11 protein-coding genes are annotated in these 14,511 nt (G+C 73.7%); 5 read left to right on the top strand and 6 right to left on the bottom strand.

The genetic code is table 11. The features are described 5' to 3' along the window. Nucleotides 1–85: 85 nt before the first annotated feature. The 3 genes from DMB38_RS32325 to DMB38_RS32315 form a co-directional block, all read right to left on the bottom strand. Nucleotides 86–1,318 carry a DUF6596 domain-containing protein gene (locus tag DMB38_RS32325; protein ID WP_125938139.1) on the bottom strand — a complete coding sequence of 411 codons (1,233 nt, stop codon included), beginning with the start codon at nt 1,316–1,318 and terminating at the stop codon, nt 86–88. Next, nucleotides 1,315–1,638 (bottom strand): YciI family protein, encoded by a 324-nt coding sequence (locus tag DMB38_RS32320; protein WP_125938138.1) that lies wholly within the window; start codon nt 1,636–1,638, stop codon nt 1,315–1,317. Before DMB38_RS32320 ends, DMB38_RS32325 begins: the two co-directional genes overlap by 4 nt. A 74-nt stretch (nt 1,639–1,712) precedes the next feature. Beyond that, a complete protein-coding gene (locus DMB38_RS32315; RefSeq protein ID WP_240662583.1) occupies nt 1,713–2,228 on the bottom strand; it encodes a dihydrofolate reductase family protein in 516 nt (171 codons plus the stop codon). Between the two features lie 403 nt (nt 2,229–2,631). Between DMB38_RS32315 and DMB38_RS32310 the strand changes: the two genes are divergently transcribed. Together DMB38_RS32310 and DMB38_RS32305 are read left to right on the top strand one after the other, a co-directional pair. Further along, nucleotides 2,632–7,215, top strand: coding sequence for an RHS repeat-associated core domain-containing protein (locus DMB38_RS32310; protein ID WP_125938137.1), 4,584 nt, complete (start codon nt 2,632–2,634; stop codon nt 7,213–7,215). Beyond that, entirely contained in the window at nt 7,212–7,658 is a 447-nt protein-coding gene (locus tag DMB38_RS32305; protein WP_240662582.1) for a hypothetical protein, read from the top strand. The genes DMB38_RS32310 and DMB38_RS32305 overlap by 4 nt, the downstream gene beginning before the upstream one ends. Before the next feature lie 33 nt (nt 7,659–7,691). Here the strand turns inward: DMB38_RS32305 and DMB38_RS32300 are convergent, their stop codons facing one another. Next, a complete protein-coding gene (locus DMB38_RS32300) occupies nt 7,692–9,806 on the bottom strand; it encodes an MMPL family transporter (RefSeq protein WP_164716156.1) in 2,115 nt (704 codons plus the stop codon). A gap of 153 nt (nt 9,807–9,959) precedes the next feature. Between DMB38_RS32300 and DMB38_RS37315 the strand changes: the two genes are divergently transcribed. Next, nucleotides 9,960–11,243, top strand: coding sequence for a sensor histidine kinase (locus tag DMB38_RS37315; RefSeq protein ID WP_240662581.1), 1,284 nt, complete (start codon nt 9,960–9,962; stop codon nt 11,241–11,243). After that, entirely contained in the window at nt 11,230–11,901 is a 672-nt protein-coding gene (locus DMB38_RS37310; protein WP_276314982.1) for a response regulator transcription factor, read from the top strand. Before DMB38_RS37315 ends, DMB38_RS37310 begins: the two co-directional genes overlap by 14 nt. 31 nt (nt 11,902–11,932) lie before the next feature. Here the strand turns inward: DMB38_RS37310 and DMB38_RS32285 are convergent, their stop codons facing one another. Next, the gene (locus DMB38_RS32285; protein WP_125938134.1) at nt 11,933–12,316 is read right to left on the bottom strand and encodes a hypothetical protein; all 384 of its coding nucleotides are present in this window, start codon (nt 12,314–12,316) and stop codon (nt 11,933–11,935) included. Nucleotides 12,317–12,355: 39 nt separating this feature from the next. After that, nucleotides 12,356–12,811: a PaaI family thioesterase gene (locus tag DMB38_RS32280; protein ID WP_125938133.1), complete on the bottom strand. Its 456-nt coding sequence runs from the start codon at nt 12,809–12,811 to the stop codon at nt 12,356–12,358. Between the two features lie 151 nt (nt 12,812–12,962). Here DMB38_RS32280 and DMB38_RS32275 point away from each other — a divergent pair, with 151 nt between their 5' ends. Then, nucleotides 12,963–14,375 carry a hypothetical protein gene (locus tag DMB38_RS32275; protein WP_125938132.1) on the top strand — a complete coding sequence of 471 codons (1,413 nt, stop codon included), beginning with the start codon at nt 12,963–12,965 and terminating at the stop codon, nt 14,373–14,375. The last annotated feature ends 136 nt before the right edge of the window (nt 14,376–14,511 follow it).

The following is a 14,511-nucleotide window of genomic DNA, read 5'->3' as shown; positions in this document are numbered from 1 at the left end:
TCCGCGCCGAGACGATCCCGGCTTCGCCCCCCGCGTGATCAGCGAGACCTTGGCAGAGACGGACGACCGCCGGCCGCCCGCCTCCTCAGCCCAACTCGCCGCGGCGGCGGGTCAGATACGCGGTCTCGGCGGTGTTGCCCGCCAGCTCGATCGCCCGGTCGTACGCCGCGCGTGCCGCCGCGCCGCGGCCCAGCCGGCGCAGCAGGTCGGCGCGGGTGGCGTGGAAGGCGTGATAGCCGGCGAGGCCGTCCGCGAGCCGGTCGACGGCGGCCAGCGCGACGTCGGGGCCGTCGGTCTCCGCGACCGCGACGGCCCGGTTGAGGGCGACGACCGGCGAGGGATCGATCCGTACGAGCTGGTCGTAGAGGGCGACGACCTGCGACCAGTCGGTGTCGCGCACGTCGCGCGCGGAGGTGTGCACGGCGTTGATCGCGGCGAGGATCTGGTAGCGGCCGGGGGCCTGCCCGGTGGCCAGCCGCTCGCGCACCAGCCGGTGGCCCTCGGCGACCAGCGCGCCGTCCCAGGCGCCGCGGTCCTGCGCGCCGAGGGGCACGAGTTCGCCGGCCGCCGAGATCCGGGCGGGGCGGCGGGCCTCGGTGAGGAGCATCAGCGCGAGCAACCCGGCGACCTCGCCGTCCGCGGGGAGCAGGGTGCGGACGAGCCGGGTGAGCCGGATCGCCTCGGCGGTCAGGTCGCGGCGCACCGGTCCCGCGTCCGGACCGGTCGGCAGATAGCCCTCGTTGAAGACCAGGTAGAGCACGGCGAGCACGCCGGAGACCCGCGCCGGCAGATCCTCCGCGGCCGGTACCCGGTAGGGGATGCCGGCCGCCTTGATCTTCGCCTTCGCGCGGGTGATCCGCTGCCCCATCGCCGGCTCCCGCACCAGGAAGGCGCGCGCGATCTCGGGCACGGTCAGCCCGCCGACCAGCCGGAGCGTCAGCGCCACCCGGGCCTCCGGTGCGAGCGCCGGGTGGCAGCAGGTGAAGATCAGCCGGAGCCGGTCGTCGTCGATGGCGCCGACGGCCTCCGGCGGGGTGTCGTCGTGGAGCATCCGGGCCTCCCGCTGCTTGTCGTCGCGCTTGCTCTCGCGCCGGATCCGGTCGATCGCCTTGCGGGTGGCGGTGGTGGTGAGCCAGGCGCCGGGACCGGGCGGCACGCCGTCGGCCGGCCAGCGCTCGACGGCGGTGGCGAACGCCTCGGCCGCGGCCTCCTCGGCGATGTCGAGGTCGCCGAAGCGCCGGGTCAGCGCGGCGACGATACGCGCCCACTCCGCGCGGTGCGCGCGGGCGACCGCGTCCCGTACCCCCTCGTCGCTCACAGGAACGGCCGTACCTCGACCCGGCGGTTGCAGGCCCTCGACCCCTCGGCGGCGAGCGCGAGGGCGACGTCGAGGTCGGGCGCCTCCATGACCCAGAAGCCGGCGAGGAACTCCTTGGACTCCAGGAACGGCCCGTCGGTGACCAGCGGCCGCTCGCCCCTGTTGTCGATGACGGTGGCGGTGTCGGGGGCGGCGAGGCCGCCGGCGAAGACCCAGTTGCCCGCGGCGCGGAGCCGGTCGTTGAAGGCGTCGATGGCGGTCATCTCCGCCTCGGTGGCGGAGGCGGTCCTGTCGTCGATCACGGAGACCAGGTACTGCATCGGGAGGTCCTTTCGGCTACGGGCCGCGTACGGCCGGGGGGAGGCGGTCGGGGCGGGAGACCGGGGCGGTGCGGTCAGCGCCCCGGGCCGGCCTCCTCACCGGCGTACTCCGGGCGGCCGGCGGGCCGGTAGACGTGTGCCGTGACGCCGCCCGGGAAGGCCCGGTGGTCCAGCAGGTCGAGCGCGGCGTCGGGCCCGTCGGAGGGGAACAGCCGCCGGCCCTGGCCGACGACCACGGGGTACGTGAGGAGCGTGATCTCGTCGACCAGGCCGTTCGCGAGCAGGCAGCGCAGCAGCCTGCCGCTCCCGTGCACCTGCACCTCGCCGTCGGCGCCGGCCTTCAGCTCCCGTACGGCGCTCACGGGGTCGCCGGAGAGGACGCGGGTGCCGGCCCACCGCGGCTCGTCGAGCGTGTTCGACACCACGTACTTGGGCTGCCGGTTCAGCGGGCCGCCGATGGGGTTGTCCCCGGGGTCGGGCAGCACGCCCCAGGAGCCGGCGAAGACCTCGTACGTCCAGCGCCCGAAGAGAAAGGCGTCGGCCCGCTGGTACACCTCCCCGAGATACGCCTCCGCCTCCCGCCCGAACAACGGCAGCGCCCACCCCGCCGCGCTCGAACCCGTCCCTGCGATCCTCGTCCGCCCGGCCGAGGCCCTGCATCACTCCGTCGACGGAGACGTTGGTGACGGTCGTCAGCTTCATGATCGTTCCCTTCTCCGGCCGCCCCGGCGGGCGCCCTCTCACCTCTTCCACGAACGCGCCCGCCCGGATCCGACACCGATCCCGCCGTGACTTGCCGCCCGCCGACGCTACCGCCGCAACGAACACAATCCGCGCAGCCGCGAGCACACCTTCACGGGCCCCCGGCCGCCCCGGCCCGGGAGCCCGCCGCCGCGCAGACAAACCCTGCGTGGACACAGCCAGGTGTACCTTCGTTGAAGGGGCTCACCGCCCATAACAAGGCGGGAGGCCACGGGGGGTTGGTGAGCAGGTATGGGGAATCGGCCGACGGACTGGCACGTACTCGATCTGGATGACGACCCGACGCCGGGTGATCCGGAGCGGGTCAAGCAGTTGGCGCGTGAGCTGCACGATTTCGCCGATGACGTGGCGGATGCGTTGCGGCAGATCAAGGGGATGGCCGGTGAGGACGCCCTCCTTCGCTGGGCGGGGAAGACCGCGAAGGCGTTCCAGGACGAGTTCGAGGAAGTCCCCAAGAACCTCAAGAAGCTCCAGCGCTCCTACGACCTGGCGGGCGATGCCCTGGCGGCGTACTGGCCGAAGCTGGAGCGGGCCCAGTCGCTGGCCGACAAAGCCCTGGCCAAGGGCCGGGAAGCCCAGAGTGATCTGACCGCCGCCAACGGCCGCCTTGACTCCGCGAATTCGTGGGTGGAGCGGGCGACGAAGAAGACCGAGGAGTACGACGAGAAGGAGGGCAAGGAGAAGCCCGACGAGTCCGAGGTACGCGCCGCGACCCGCAACGCCACCGACGCCAAGTCCGCGCGCGCCTCCGCGCAGACGGCCGTCGACAACGCCCAAGGCGGCCTCGAAGCCGCCAAGAAGATGGCCGCCGACGCGAAGAAGATGCGCGAGGACGCCGCCTCCGAGGCCAAGGACAAACTCGAAGAAGCCTCGGATGCCGGTATTCAGAACCGGAAGTGGTGGGAGAAGGCGGTCGACTGGGTCAAGGACAACTGGGACACCATCGTCACCGTCTGCAAAGTCATCGTCGCCGTCCTCGGCATCGTCGTCCTCATCATCGGCGGACCCCTCGCCTGGGTCGTCCTCGCCGCCGCCCTCGTGGTCCTCGCCGACACACTGATGAAGTACATGAACGGCGAGGCATCTCTGTGGGACGTCGCCTTCGCCGCCCTCGACTGCATCCCCGGCATGAAGGGCCTCACCACCCTCGGCGGGCTGGCCAAGATGGCCAAGGGCGGCATGAAGGCCATGGCGGGCATGAAGGCCATGAAGGCCGCTGTCCTCGGCCTGGCCAAACGCGGCGGCGACATGCTCGCGAACGGGGCCAAGGGGGCCTACAACCGCCTCAAGAACGTCATCCGCGGCTGCGGTGACCCGGTGGACATGGCGACGGGAAAGATGTTCCTGACGCAGACCGACGTCGAGTTGCCGGGTGCGCTGCCGCTGGCCTTCACCCGTCGGGCGGAGTCGGGTTACCTGGCCGGCCGCTGGTTCGGCCCCACCTGGACCTCCACCGCCGACCAGCGGGTGGAGGCCGAGGACGACGGCGTGGTCCTCGTCTCCGAGGACGGGCTGCTGCTGAAGTACCCGCATCCCGCCCGCGCGGACGAGGACGTCCTGCCCGAGGAGGGGCCCCGCTGGCCGCTGCGGCGTCTGGAGGACGGCCGCTACCGCGTCACGGATCCCGTCAGGGGCCACACCCGCCGCTTCGCCCCGCCCTCGGACGACGACGTCCTCGGCGCCGGCGTCGCCCGTATCGAGCAGGTGTCGGATCGTGACGGCCACACCCTCGACTTCGGCTACGACGAGGACGGCGCACTGGCCGGCATCCGGCATTCCGGTGGCTACCACCTCAAGGTCACCACGGCCGGAGACCGCATCACCGCCCTCGCCCTCGCCAGTGCCGCCGACGACGGCAGCGACGTCACCGTCAAGAGCTTCGCCTACGACGAGGACGGCAACCTGACCGAGGACGTCAACTCCTCCGGTCTCCCGCTGCGCTTCACCTACGACGAGCGGCTGCGCATCACCTCGTGGACCGACCGCAACAGCCGCCGCTACACATACACGTACGACGAGCACGACCGCTGCGTCGCGCAGCGCGGCGAGTCCGGCGTCCTCGCCCTCGTCCTCGCGTATGACGGCTCCGACCCCGCGTGGCCGGGCGCGCGCATTACCACGCTCACCACCCCGGAAGGCGCCACCACGCGCTTCGTGATCAACGAGAACACCCAGGTCATCGCCGAGATCAACCCGCTCGGAGCAGTCTCCCGCACCGCGTACGACGCGCACCACCACGTTGTTTCGGAGACGGACGCACTCGGCCACACCACCCGCTACACCAACAACCCGGCCGGCCAGCCGACCCGTGTGGTCCACCCGGACGGCACCGAGTCGGAGCTGACGTACTCCGACCTCGGCAGGCTCACCTCACTCCGGCTCACCGACGGCGCCAGTTGGTTCTGGGAGTACGACACCGGGGGCCGGGTCGTGTCGGTTACCGACCCGGCCGGGTCCTTCACGCGCTACGCGTACGACGAGTTCGGCCATCTCGCCGAGATCACCGATCCGCTGGGACAGTCGACGCACGTGAAGTGCGACGCCGCGGGGCTGCCCCTGACCATCTCCACCTCCGCCGGCCACCGCATCGTCCGCCGCCACGACGCGTTCGGCCGGGTGACCGAGGTGACGGATCAGCACGGCGGGGTCACCCGGCTGCGCTGGACGGTGGAGGGCAGACTGGCCGTCCGGACCGCGCCTGACGGTGCGCGGGAGACCTGGGAGTACGACGGCGAGGGCAACTGCGTCGGCCACCGCGACGCGCAGGCCGGCGCCACCCGCTACGAGTACACCCACTTCGACCTCCTCTCCGCGCGTACCGACCCCGGCGGGGCGACGTACCGCTACACCTACGACCCGCTGCTGCGGCTGACCGCGGTGGCCGACCCGGAAGGCCGGGAGTGGACGTACGAGTACGATCCGGCTGGAAACCTCACCGCCGAGACCGACTTCCACGGCGTCCGCATCAGCTACGGCCACGACGCCGCGGGCCGGATGTCCTCGCGGACCAACCCGCTCGGCCAGACCGTGGAGTTCGAGCGGGACTGGACCGGCCAGATCGTGGCCAAGCTCGTCGACGGCGTCGCCACGACGTTCGCACACGACCCGCTCGGCAGGCTCCTGCGCGCCACCGCCCCCGGCTGCGATCTGCGCCGCACCCATGACGTCCTCGGCCGGCTGACCGCCGAGACGGTCAACGGCCGCACGCTGGCCGTCGCACACGACGCGATCGGACGGCCCACGGAGCGCGTGACGCCCGGCGGCGGCCGTACCCGCTACGGCTACGACGAGACGGGGCAGCGCACCGAGGTGGACTTCGCCGGCCATGTCATCCGTTCGGCCTTCGATGCCGCGGGCCGCGAAACGACGCGGGCGATCGACGACGGCCTCCTTCTGGACAGCGCCTGGGACGCGGCCGGCCGCCTCGCCGAGCAGCGGGTGCACGGCCCCGCCGACGAAGTGCTGAGGCGCCGGTACGGCTACCGCGGCGACGGTCACCTCGTCCAGGTCGAGGACCACCGCGGTTCGCGCCGCTTCCGGCTCGACCCCGTGGGCCGGGTCACCGGCGTCGAGGCCGACGGCTGGCGCGAGGAGTACGCCTACGACCCCGCCGGGAACCAGACGCGGGCGTCCTGGCCCGAACAGTGGGCCCCCGACGCCCGGGGGTCCCGTGAGCTGGACAGCGGCCGGCTCGTCGGCGCGGGCCGGGTCCGCTACACGTATGACGCCGCCGGACGCGTCACCGTACGCTCCAGGTCCCGGCTGTCGCGCAAGCCGGAGGTCTGGCGCTACGAGTGGGACGCCGAGGACAGGATCACCGCCGTCACCACCCCCGACGGCACCGTCTGGCGCTACCTCTACGACCCGTTCGGCCGCCGCCTCGCCAAGCACCGGATGACGCCCGACGGCTCCGCCGTCGCCGAGGAGACCCTGTTCACCTGGGACGGGAACACCTTGGTGGAGCAGACCACGGTGACCGCGGGGCAGCCCCACCACGCCACCTTGACCTGGGAGTACGACGGGCTGCAGCCCGTCGCACAGGCGGAACGGCTGACGGCGGCCACCACGCAGGAGGAGGTCGACTCCCGCTTCTTCGCCATCGTCACCGACCTCGTCGGAACCCCGACCGAACTGGTCGATCCGCACGGGCAGGTGGCGTGGCGCGCCCGCCGCACCCTCTGGGGCCACACCCGCTGGCCCGCCGACTCCGCGGCCTACACCCCACTGCGCTTCCCGGGTCAGTACTTCGATCCGGAGACCGGTCTCCACTACAACTGCCAGCGCTACTACGACCCGGATACGGCGCGTTACGCGAGCCCGGATCCCCTCGGACTGACCCCGGCACCCAACCCGTACGCCTACGTCCACAACCCCCACACGTGGTTCGATCCGCTGGGTCTCACCCCGTGCTTCATCGGCCCGCTCGACCACGTGGCCCTCGGCCGCAGTACGCGCGGCGGCCTCCAGGTGCAGGACTTCGCCGAGGTCGTACAGGCCCGGCACTTCATGGATCCGGCGTTCGCCGCCACCTGGCAGGACGAGGTGGTCAACGCGATCGCCCGGGTGGGCCGCGGCGAAGGCCGCATCTCCTTCATGCTCGACGGCCTGCCCGCCGCGGGCGGCGGGCCGGCGCGCGCGCTGAACCGTGCGCTCAACGACGCCGGCGGCCTGCACCTGGCGGACGACGCCTTCGCCAACGGGCGCATCTTCGCGACCCAGTGGGAACTGATCCAAGTCCACAAGGCCGGCCTGATGGATAAGGTTGACTTCTACCGCTGGAACAGGAAATTCGACGAGTGGAGGCCCGTGACGTGACGACCGAACGGCGGGAAGAAGCGGTGCCCGAGTTCCGGGACGAGCGTCACTTCGGGCTGCTGGTCTACCGGCCCAACTACCCGTGCGCCGTCTTCCGCGGCACTCCGCCGCTGGAAGACCTCGACGTGGACGACACCCTCGTCGTACGGGACATCCTCTTCTCCGACCTGTGGCGGATCTCCAGTTGGAACGACCTCGGTCCCGTGCATCTGCGCCGGGCCGCGCCGCCGGAGCGGGCGGAACTGGAGGGCAGGCTCGGGGAGATCCGGGCGGGGCATGAGATCTACCTGCTGGAGGCCGGGTCGGTGGAGACGTACGTCATCGCGGGCGGTGTCACCTGGGCCGACTACGAACTGGAGTCGGCCCTGCGCGAGAGCCCGCTGCTCGAACGGGCCGCGGACCGGCGGGCCCCGGTCGACGGAGTCGTCCGGTACGGGCGCTGACTGTGCGGCCGTTCCGGGCCGGGGCCGGGGCTATCACCGTGGTGGGCGGGACGGCCACCAGGTCTTCTCGCCGAGGAGGGTGACCGCGGCCGGGATGAGCAGGGAGCGCACGAGGAAGGTGTCGATCAGGACGCCGATCGCCACCGCTATGCCGACCTCGGCGACCGTCACGTCCGGGATCTGGCCCAGGGCCGCGAAGGTGCCGGCCAGGACCAGGCCCGCGGCCGTGATCACGCCGCCGGTGGCCGTGAGGCCGCGGTGGACGGCCTCGCGGGTGGGGGCGTGTCGGCGTTCCTCGCGGACGCGCTCCATGAGGAAGATCGTGTAGTCGACTCCCAGGGCGACGAGGAAGACGAAGATGTAGACGAACAGGTCCGCGGCCACGCCGCCGAAGCCCATCACGTGGTCGAAGACCAGCGTCGCCAGCCCCAGCGAGGCCGCGAACGACAGGACGTTCGCGGCCATCAGCACCAGCGGGGCGACCAGGGAGCGCAGCAGCAGGGTGAGGATGACGGCGACGGCGAGCAGCACGAGCGGGACGATGCGTCCGGTGTCGTCCAGGGCCGCGCTGCGGTAGTCGAGCTGGACGGCGGGGGTGCCGCCGACGAGGGCGCCGTCGGTGACGCGGGCGAGGTCGGCGCGGAGCGCGCGGATGGTGTCGCGGGCGTCGTCGCCGTACGGGTCGACGTCCAGTTCCACGCGCACGGTGGGCCGCCCGGCGACCGGGTCGCCGGCCTCGGCGGCGGCGACCCCGGGCAGGGCGGCGGCGGTGCGTTCGGCGGCGCGGAGGGTGCGGGGCGCGGCGTCGGCGGGCAGGACGACGGTCAGGGGTGCGGAGACCCCGTCGGGGAAGTGGGCGGTGAGCACCCGCTGCCCGGCGGCGGACTCGGCGGACGGCGGCACCTTGTCCAGCGGGTCGGCGGAGGTGTGCAGCCCGGTCAGGCCGGCCGCGCCGGCGGCGAGGGCCAGGGTGGTGAGGAGCGCGTAGCGCAGCGGGCGCCGGACGACGCGGCTGCCGAGCGCGCTCCACATGCGGTGGCTGTCCGCGCCGCGCGGCTTGCCGGGGTACGGGCTGCGCGGCCACAGCAGCCAGCGGCCCGCGCACACGAGCAGGGCCGGCAGCAGCGTGAGCATGGCGAGCAGCGCGACGGCGATGCCGGACGCGGCCACCGGGCCGAGGCCGCGCAGCCCGGCGAGGTCGGCGACCAGCAGGCACAGCAGGCCGGCGACGACGGTGCCGGCGCTGGCGACGATGGCGGGGGTGGTGCGGCGCAGCGCCTCGGCCATGGCCTCGTGCCGGTCTAGGTGGCGGGCGAGTTCCTCGCGGTAACGGGCCAGCAGCAGCAGCGCGTAGTCGGTGGCGGCGCCGAAGACCAGGACGATGAGGATGGCGGAGGAGAGGTCCGTGACCGACAGGCCGGCCTTGGCGAGTCCGTACGCCGCGCCGCGGGCGGTCAGCACGGCGGCCAGCGCGGCGAGCAGCGGTACGAGCCACAGCACCGGGCTGCGATAGGTGAGGAGCAGCAGGACCGCCACGATCACCATGGAGGTGAGCATGAGCGCCGCGTCCACGTCGCCGCCGCTGTTGTCGACGCCGAGGGCCGCCTCGCCGGCGACCTGGACGCGCAGGCCGGAGCCGCCGACGCCGTCGAGCGCGGTCCGCAGCGCCGCCACGCCGTTCTCCAGCCGCTCGTCGTCGGCGTGCTCAGGCTGGATGCGTACGGGGACGAGCGCGGCCCGGCCGTCGTCGGAGACCACCGGCGCGCCGGGCCGCCCGACGCCGGGGGCGTCGACGGCGGCCAGCGCCGTGCGGCCGGCGGTGACGGCCGCGCGGTCGGCGCCGGTGAGCGGCCCCTCCTCCCGGCTGAAGACGACGAGGGCGGTCTCGGCCCGCGGGTGGTCGGCGTCGGGTTCGGTCAACTCGGCGACGACGCTGGACTCGTAGCCGCTCGGCAGGTACGCGGCGGCGTCGTCGCGCTGTACGTCGCCGAGCCCGGCGGCCAGGACGGTGCCGGCGGCGGCCAGCGCCAGCCACACGATCACCACGAGCCACTTCGTCCGCCGGAGTGTCCGGCCCAGCCGGGTGGGACCGGGGCGCGGACCCGGAGGCGGGGCGGGGTCGTTCGGGATCTTCGCGTTCGCTGCCATGAGGCCATTGAGCGCGAGGCGGGCCCGCGCGGGCATCGCCGCCGCGAGCGCATCGCCCCGCGCCCGTCTCACTCTCAGGGACCAGGCGCCGCCGCCGCGGATCGCTCCCGCGGACGGCGCCGGGCCGCGTGCCGTCCCCGTACGCTCGGGACGATGACCGCGACGCCCGACACCCCCGCCCTGCTCGCCGCCGCCCGCCCCGGGTCCGTGGCGGCGCTGGAGATCGCCGTCGTGGCGGCCGCGCTGGCCCCGGCGTTCCTCGACCAGGCCACCACCGACAGCTCCGCCGCCGGCTGGCTCGCCCTCGCCGGCTACGGCCTCGCCGCCGCCCTGGGCCTCGCCGTACGCAGGCGACGCCCGCTGGCGGCGCTGGCCGCGGTGCTGCTCGCGCTGGTCGTCACCGAGGTGGCCTGCGCGTGGGCCGAGGTGGGGCTCACCCCGCTGGCCGTCCTGCCGCTGGCGTTCGCGCTGTACGCGGCCGGGGCCCACGCGCCGCCCCGGCACTCCGCGCTCGCCCTGGCCGGCGGCGCGGCGCTCGTCGCCGTCGCCGTGGTGGTCAACCACGCCACGGCGGCCGACGACTGGCGCGGCGGCTCCGACGTGCTGGCCGTGCTCGCGCCGCTGCCCGCCGCCTGGGCGCTGGGGCTGGCCGCGCGCGGCCGGCGCGAGGAACTGGCCGCCGCCGAGCGGCGCGCGGCGGACGCCCAGCGCGAGCAGGCGCTGCGCGCGGAGCGGGCGGCGGCGGCCGAACGGGTGCGGATCGCCCGCGACATGCACGACGTCGCGGCCCACTCCCTCACGCTGCTCGTCCTGCACGCGGAGACGCTGCGGGCGCGCTCCGGCGAACTGCCGGACTGGGCGCGCGAGGGCATCGACGCCGTCGCGAGCGCGGGCCGGCAGGCGACGACGGAGATGCGCGACATGCTGGGCGTCCTGCGCGACCAGACCGGCGAGGCCGCCCCGCGCAGCCCGGCCCCCCGGCTGGCCGACGTGCCGCGGCTGGTGGCGGCCGCGGAGCGGGCGGGCGGCCGGGTGCGCCTGGAGATGGGCGAGCCGGCCGCCGCGCTGCCGCGTCCCGTGCAGCTCGCGGCGTACCGGCTGATCCAGGAGTCGCTCACCAACGCCCGCCGCCACGCGCCGGGGGCGGAGGTCGAGATCCGGGTCGGCGCCGACGCGCGCGGCGCCCGGGTGCGGGTCGACTGCGGCCCGCCGCCGCCCGGCCACACCCCCTCCCCCGGCAGCGGCGTCGGCCTCACCGGGCTCCGCGAGCGCATCGCGGCCCTCGGCGGCGACCTCACCGCGGGTCCGGCGCCGGACGGCCGCTTCGCCGTCACGGCCACGATCCCGGCGGCGGCCCCGGCGGATCCTTCGGCGGCCGCTTCCGCGGTCTCCCCCGCGACGTCCCCGGCGGGAGGGCCCGTCGGTGCCGAGCGCTGACCCCGGGGCCGCCACCGTGCGCGTCGTCATCGCGGACGACGAGCGCGTCGTACGCGACGGGCTGCGCCTGATGCTCGAAACCCGCCCCGGCTTCGAAGTCGTCGGCACCGCGGGCGACGGCGACCACGCCCTGCGGCTGGCCCGCGATCTCGCGCCCGACGTCCTCATGCTCGACGTGCGCATGCCGGGCCACGACGGGCTGTGGGTGCTGGCCCGGCTCGCGGAGCACGGGCTCCTGGACCGTACGAGGGTGCTGATGCTCACCACCTTCGACATGGACGAGTACGTGGACGAGGCCCTCACCGGCGGCGCCTGCGGCTTCCTGCTCAAGAGCGCGTCGTACGAGCAGATCACCGCCGCCGTCGAGGCCACGGCCGCCGGGGACGGCGCGCTGAGCCCGAGCGTCGCCCGCCGCCTCATCCGCAGCTACGCCGCCGGCCGCCGCACCCGCCGCACGGAGCTGGACCGCGTCGCCGGCCTCACCCCGCGCGAGCACGACGTACTCACCCTGATCGGCGAGGGGTTGAGCAACGCGGAGATCGCGGCCCGCCTCGTCGTCTCGGAGCACACCGTGAAGAGCCACGTCAGCCGCCTCCTGGCCAAGACCGGCTGCCGCGACCGCGCCCAGGCGGCCCTTCTCGCCCGCCGCATCGACTGACGCGGACCGCCGCCGCGGACCGCGCCGCCGTTCAGTCCGCGCGGCGGAAGCGGAACACCGCGTCCCCCGGGGCGCCGGTCGGGGTGGCCCGGAGGGTGTCGCCTTCGACCCGGACGTCGAGGCTCACCGGCACGTCGACCGTGACGCACGAGTTCGCCCCGGCGAAGGCGATCCGGAAGCCGTCGTCGCCCGTCGCCTCCACGGTCGCGCCGCCGCACAGGCTCGACGGCGGCGTACCGAGCGTGGCCTTGCCGCCGTCGACGCTGATCGTCGCGTTCTGTGCGAAGTGCGCGAAGCCCGCGGGCTGCGCGCCGTCGGCCGCCCATTCACCGGTGACCGGGTCGAGTTCACCGGAGCCGGAGCACCCGGCCAGCAGAGCGATCAGAACGGCGCAGCCCGCCGGGACTCGGCGCATCGGAAACCCCCCACAAGGTCACGGCCAGCCTACGCGGGGTCATCGCTCCCGCGGCACACGGATCAGCGTCTGCTGGCCGTTGGCGACGAGCTTGCGCACGCCGTCGGCGCGGTGCCCGAAGACCTCGAGACCGCACACCGTCAGGGTCCGCCCGGACTTCAGCACCGTCCCCACCGCCTCCAGGTGCTCGCCCACCGCGGGCGCCAGGAGATTGATCTTGTACTCGACGGTGAGCACGTCGGCGTCCTCGGGGAAGAGCGTGTACCCGGCGTACCCGCCCGCGCTGTCCGCGATCGCGCTCGTGGCGCCCGCGTGGAAGTAGCCGTGCTGCTGGGTGACTTCGGGCCGGGCCGGCAGCACGATGTGCACACGGCCCGGCGTGATCAGGGAGATCCGCGCCCCGAGATGGCGCATCAGCCCCTGCCGGTCGAAGCTCTCCCGCACCCGCTTCTGCACCGCCGGGCTCGCTTCCCCCGACTGCGACTCGTCCTCCACGGATCTCCTCCCGACGCGGCGCGGCGCGGCCGCCGGCTCCTCTCCGGCGGCCCCGAGTGAGGGGCAGCGTATCGACGCCGCCCCTTGTCAGATGCCATTCCCACGTGAGAATCCACAGAGACACTCACCTCACAGACCGCAGGAGCGCCGAATGACCTCTTCGCACCGTCTGTCCCGCCGCCATCTCCTCGGCGCCTCCGCCGCCGCCGGCGCCGCCGCGGCCCTCGGGCTCCCCGCCGCCGCCCGGGCCGCCGGAACGGCCGTCGCCCCCGGCGGGGTGGTGCCGATCGACTGGGCCCGGATCGGTTCGTACGGCGCCGACGACGCCGCCGGACAGCGGGTCAAGGCGATCCTGGCGGGCAGCGCGCGCTATCTCATCGGCCCCTGGTACGCCGGGACTTACCGCTCCTACCTCCCCGACGGCTACATCGACCTCCGCGGCACCGACGAGCGCGCCATCCGCCTGCCCGCCATGGCCGCGGTCGCCGCCACCACCGCCCTGGTCACCGGCGTCTACGACCCGCGCACCCTCTCCGCCGCCAACGCCACCATCCGCACCCGCAACCTGATCCGCACCATCGCGGCCCGCCACCTTGCCAACAACACCAATCCCGCCACCCGTTGGGGCAACGCCTGGCAGAGCGCCCTGTGGGCGTACTACACCGCCCTCGCCGGCTGGCTCTTCTGGGACGAGCTGGACGACCGGGAGCGCGGCCACCTCGCCGCGATGACGGCCTGGGAGGCGGACCGGCTCACCACCGGCAACGACGTCCACCTCATCGGCACCTCCGGCGAACAGCTCTACGAGAAGCGCCGCGACGGCACGGCCGTCACCCCCGGCGACAGCAAAGCGGAGGAGGACAACTGGAGCGCCGCCGTCCTCTCGCTGGCCGAGGCCATGATGCCCGGCGACCCGCGCGCCCCCGTCTGGGCCCGGCGCAACATCGAACTCCTGCTGGCCGCCGCCGCCTGCCCCGCGGACCTCACCGGCGGCGAGACGATCAACGGCATCGAGCTGTCCACCTGGCTGCAGGGCACGAACATCGCCGACGACGGCACCCTGGACAACCACCACATCCTGCACCCGCTCTACATGGTCGCGTTCGACCAGAGCCTCTACGAGGGCTTCGTCTACGGCCTCGCGGGGCGCACCGCACCGCGCGCCGCCCTGCACAACATCACCCGCGTCTACTCCGCCCTCGTCGACCTGCCCTTCCCGGCCCCCGACGGCACCATGAAGACCATCTACCAGCCGCGCAGCGGCGAGATCTACTACCCCGAAGGCAACGACTGGGGCACCCACTTCCCCTTCTACTTCGGCAACTTCGACCTGCTGGTCTCCCTCACCGCCCAGGACACCGGCATCGACCCGGCCGCCGCCTCCTGGGAGCGCCGCCACAACGAGGAGCAGCTCGCCATGATGGCCCGGTTCGACGACGGCCGCACGTACGGCCCGTCCGGCGAGAACACGTACTACGGCCGCGAGCACCGCATCGGCGCGATGGCGGGCCAGGCGTTCCTCACCCTCCACCTGGCCAGAAAGGACAAGCTGCGCTTCACGTAGCCCGGGCATGCGGGGCCTGAACGGGCCCCCGCAGATCTAGACATCGGATCTATCACCCGCAACTCTCCACCCCTGACAGCAGATTATCGATGCGCTGCCCATTGACATCCGATGTATCGGTTCCTACCTTCCGGGT

The organism is Streptomyces sp. WAC 06738 (assembly GCF_003945505.1).
In the GTDB taxonomy this organism is placed as follows: Bacteria; Actinomycetota; Actinomycetes; order Streptomycetales; family Streptomycetaceae; genus Streptomyces.
The sequence above is the reverse complement of the archived record's forward strand: the minus strand, read 5'-3'. Positions and strand labels throughout refer to the sequence as shown.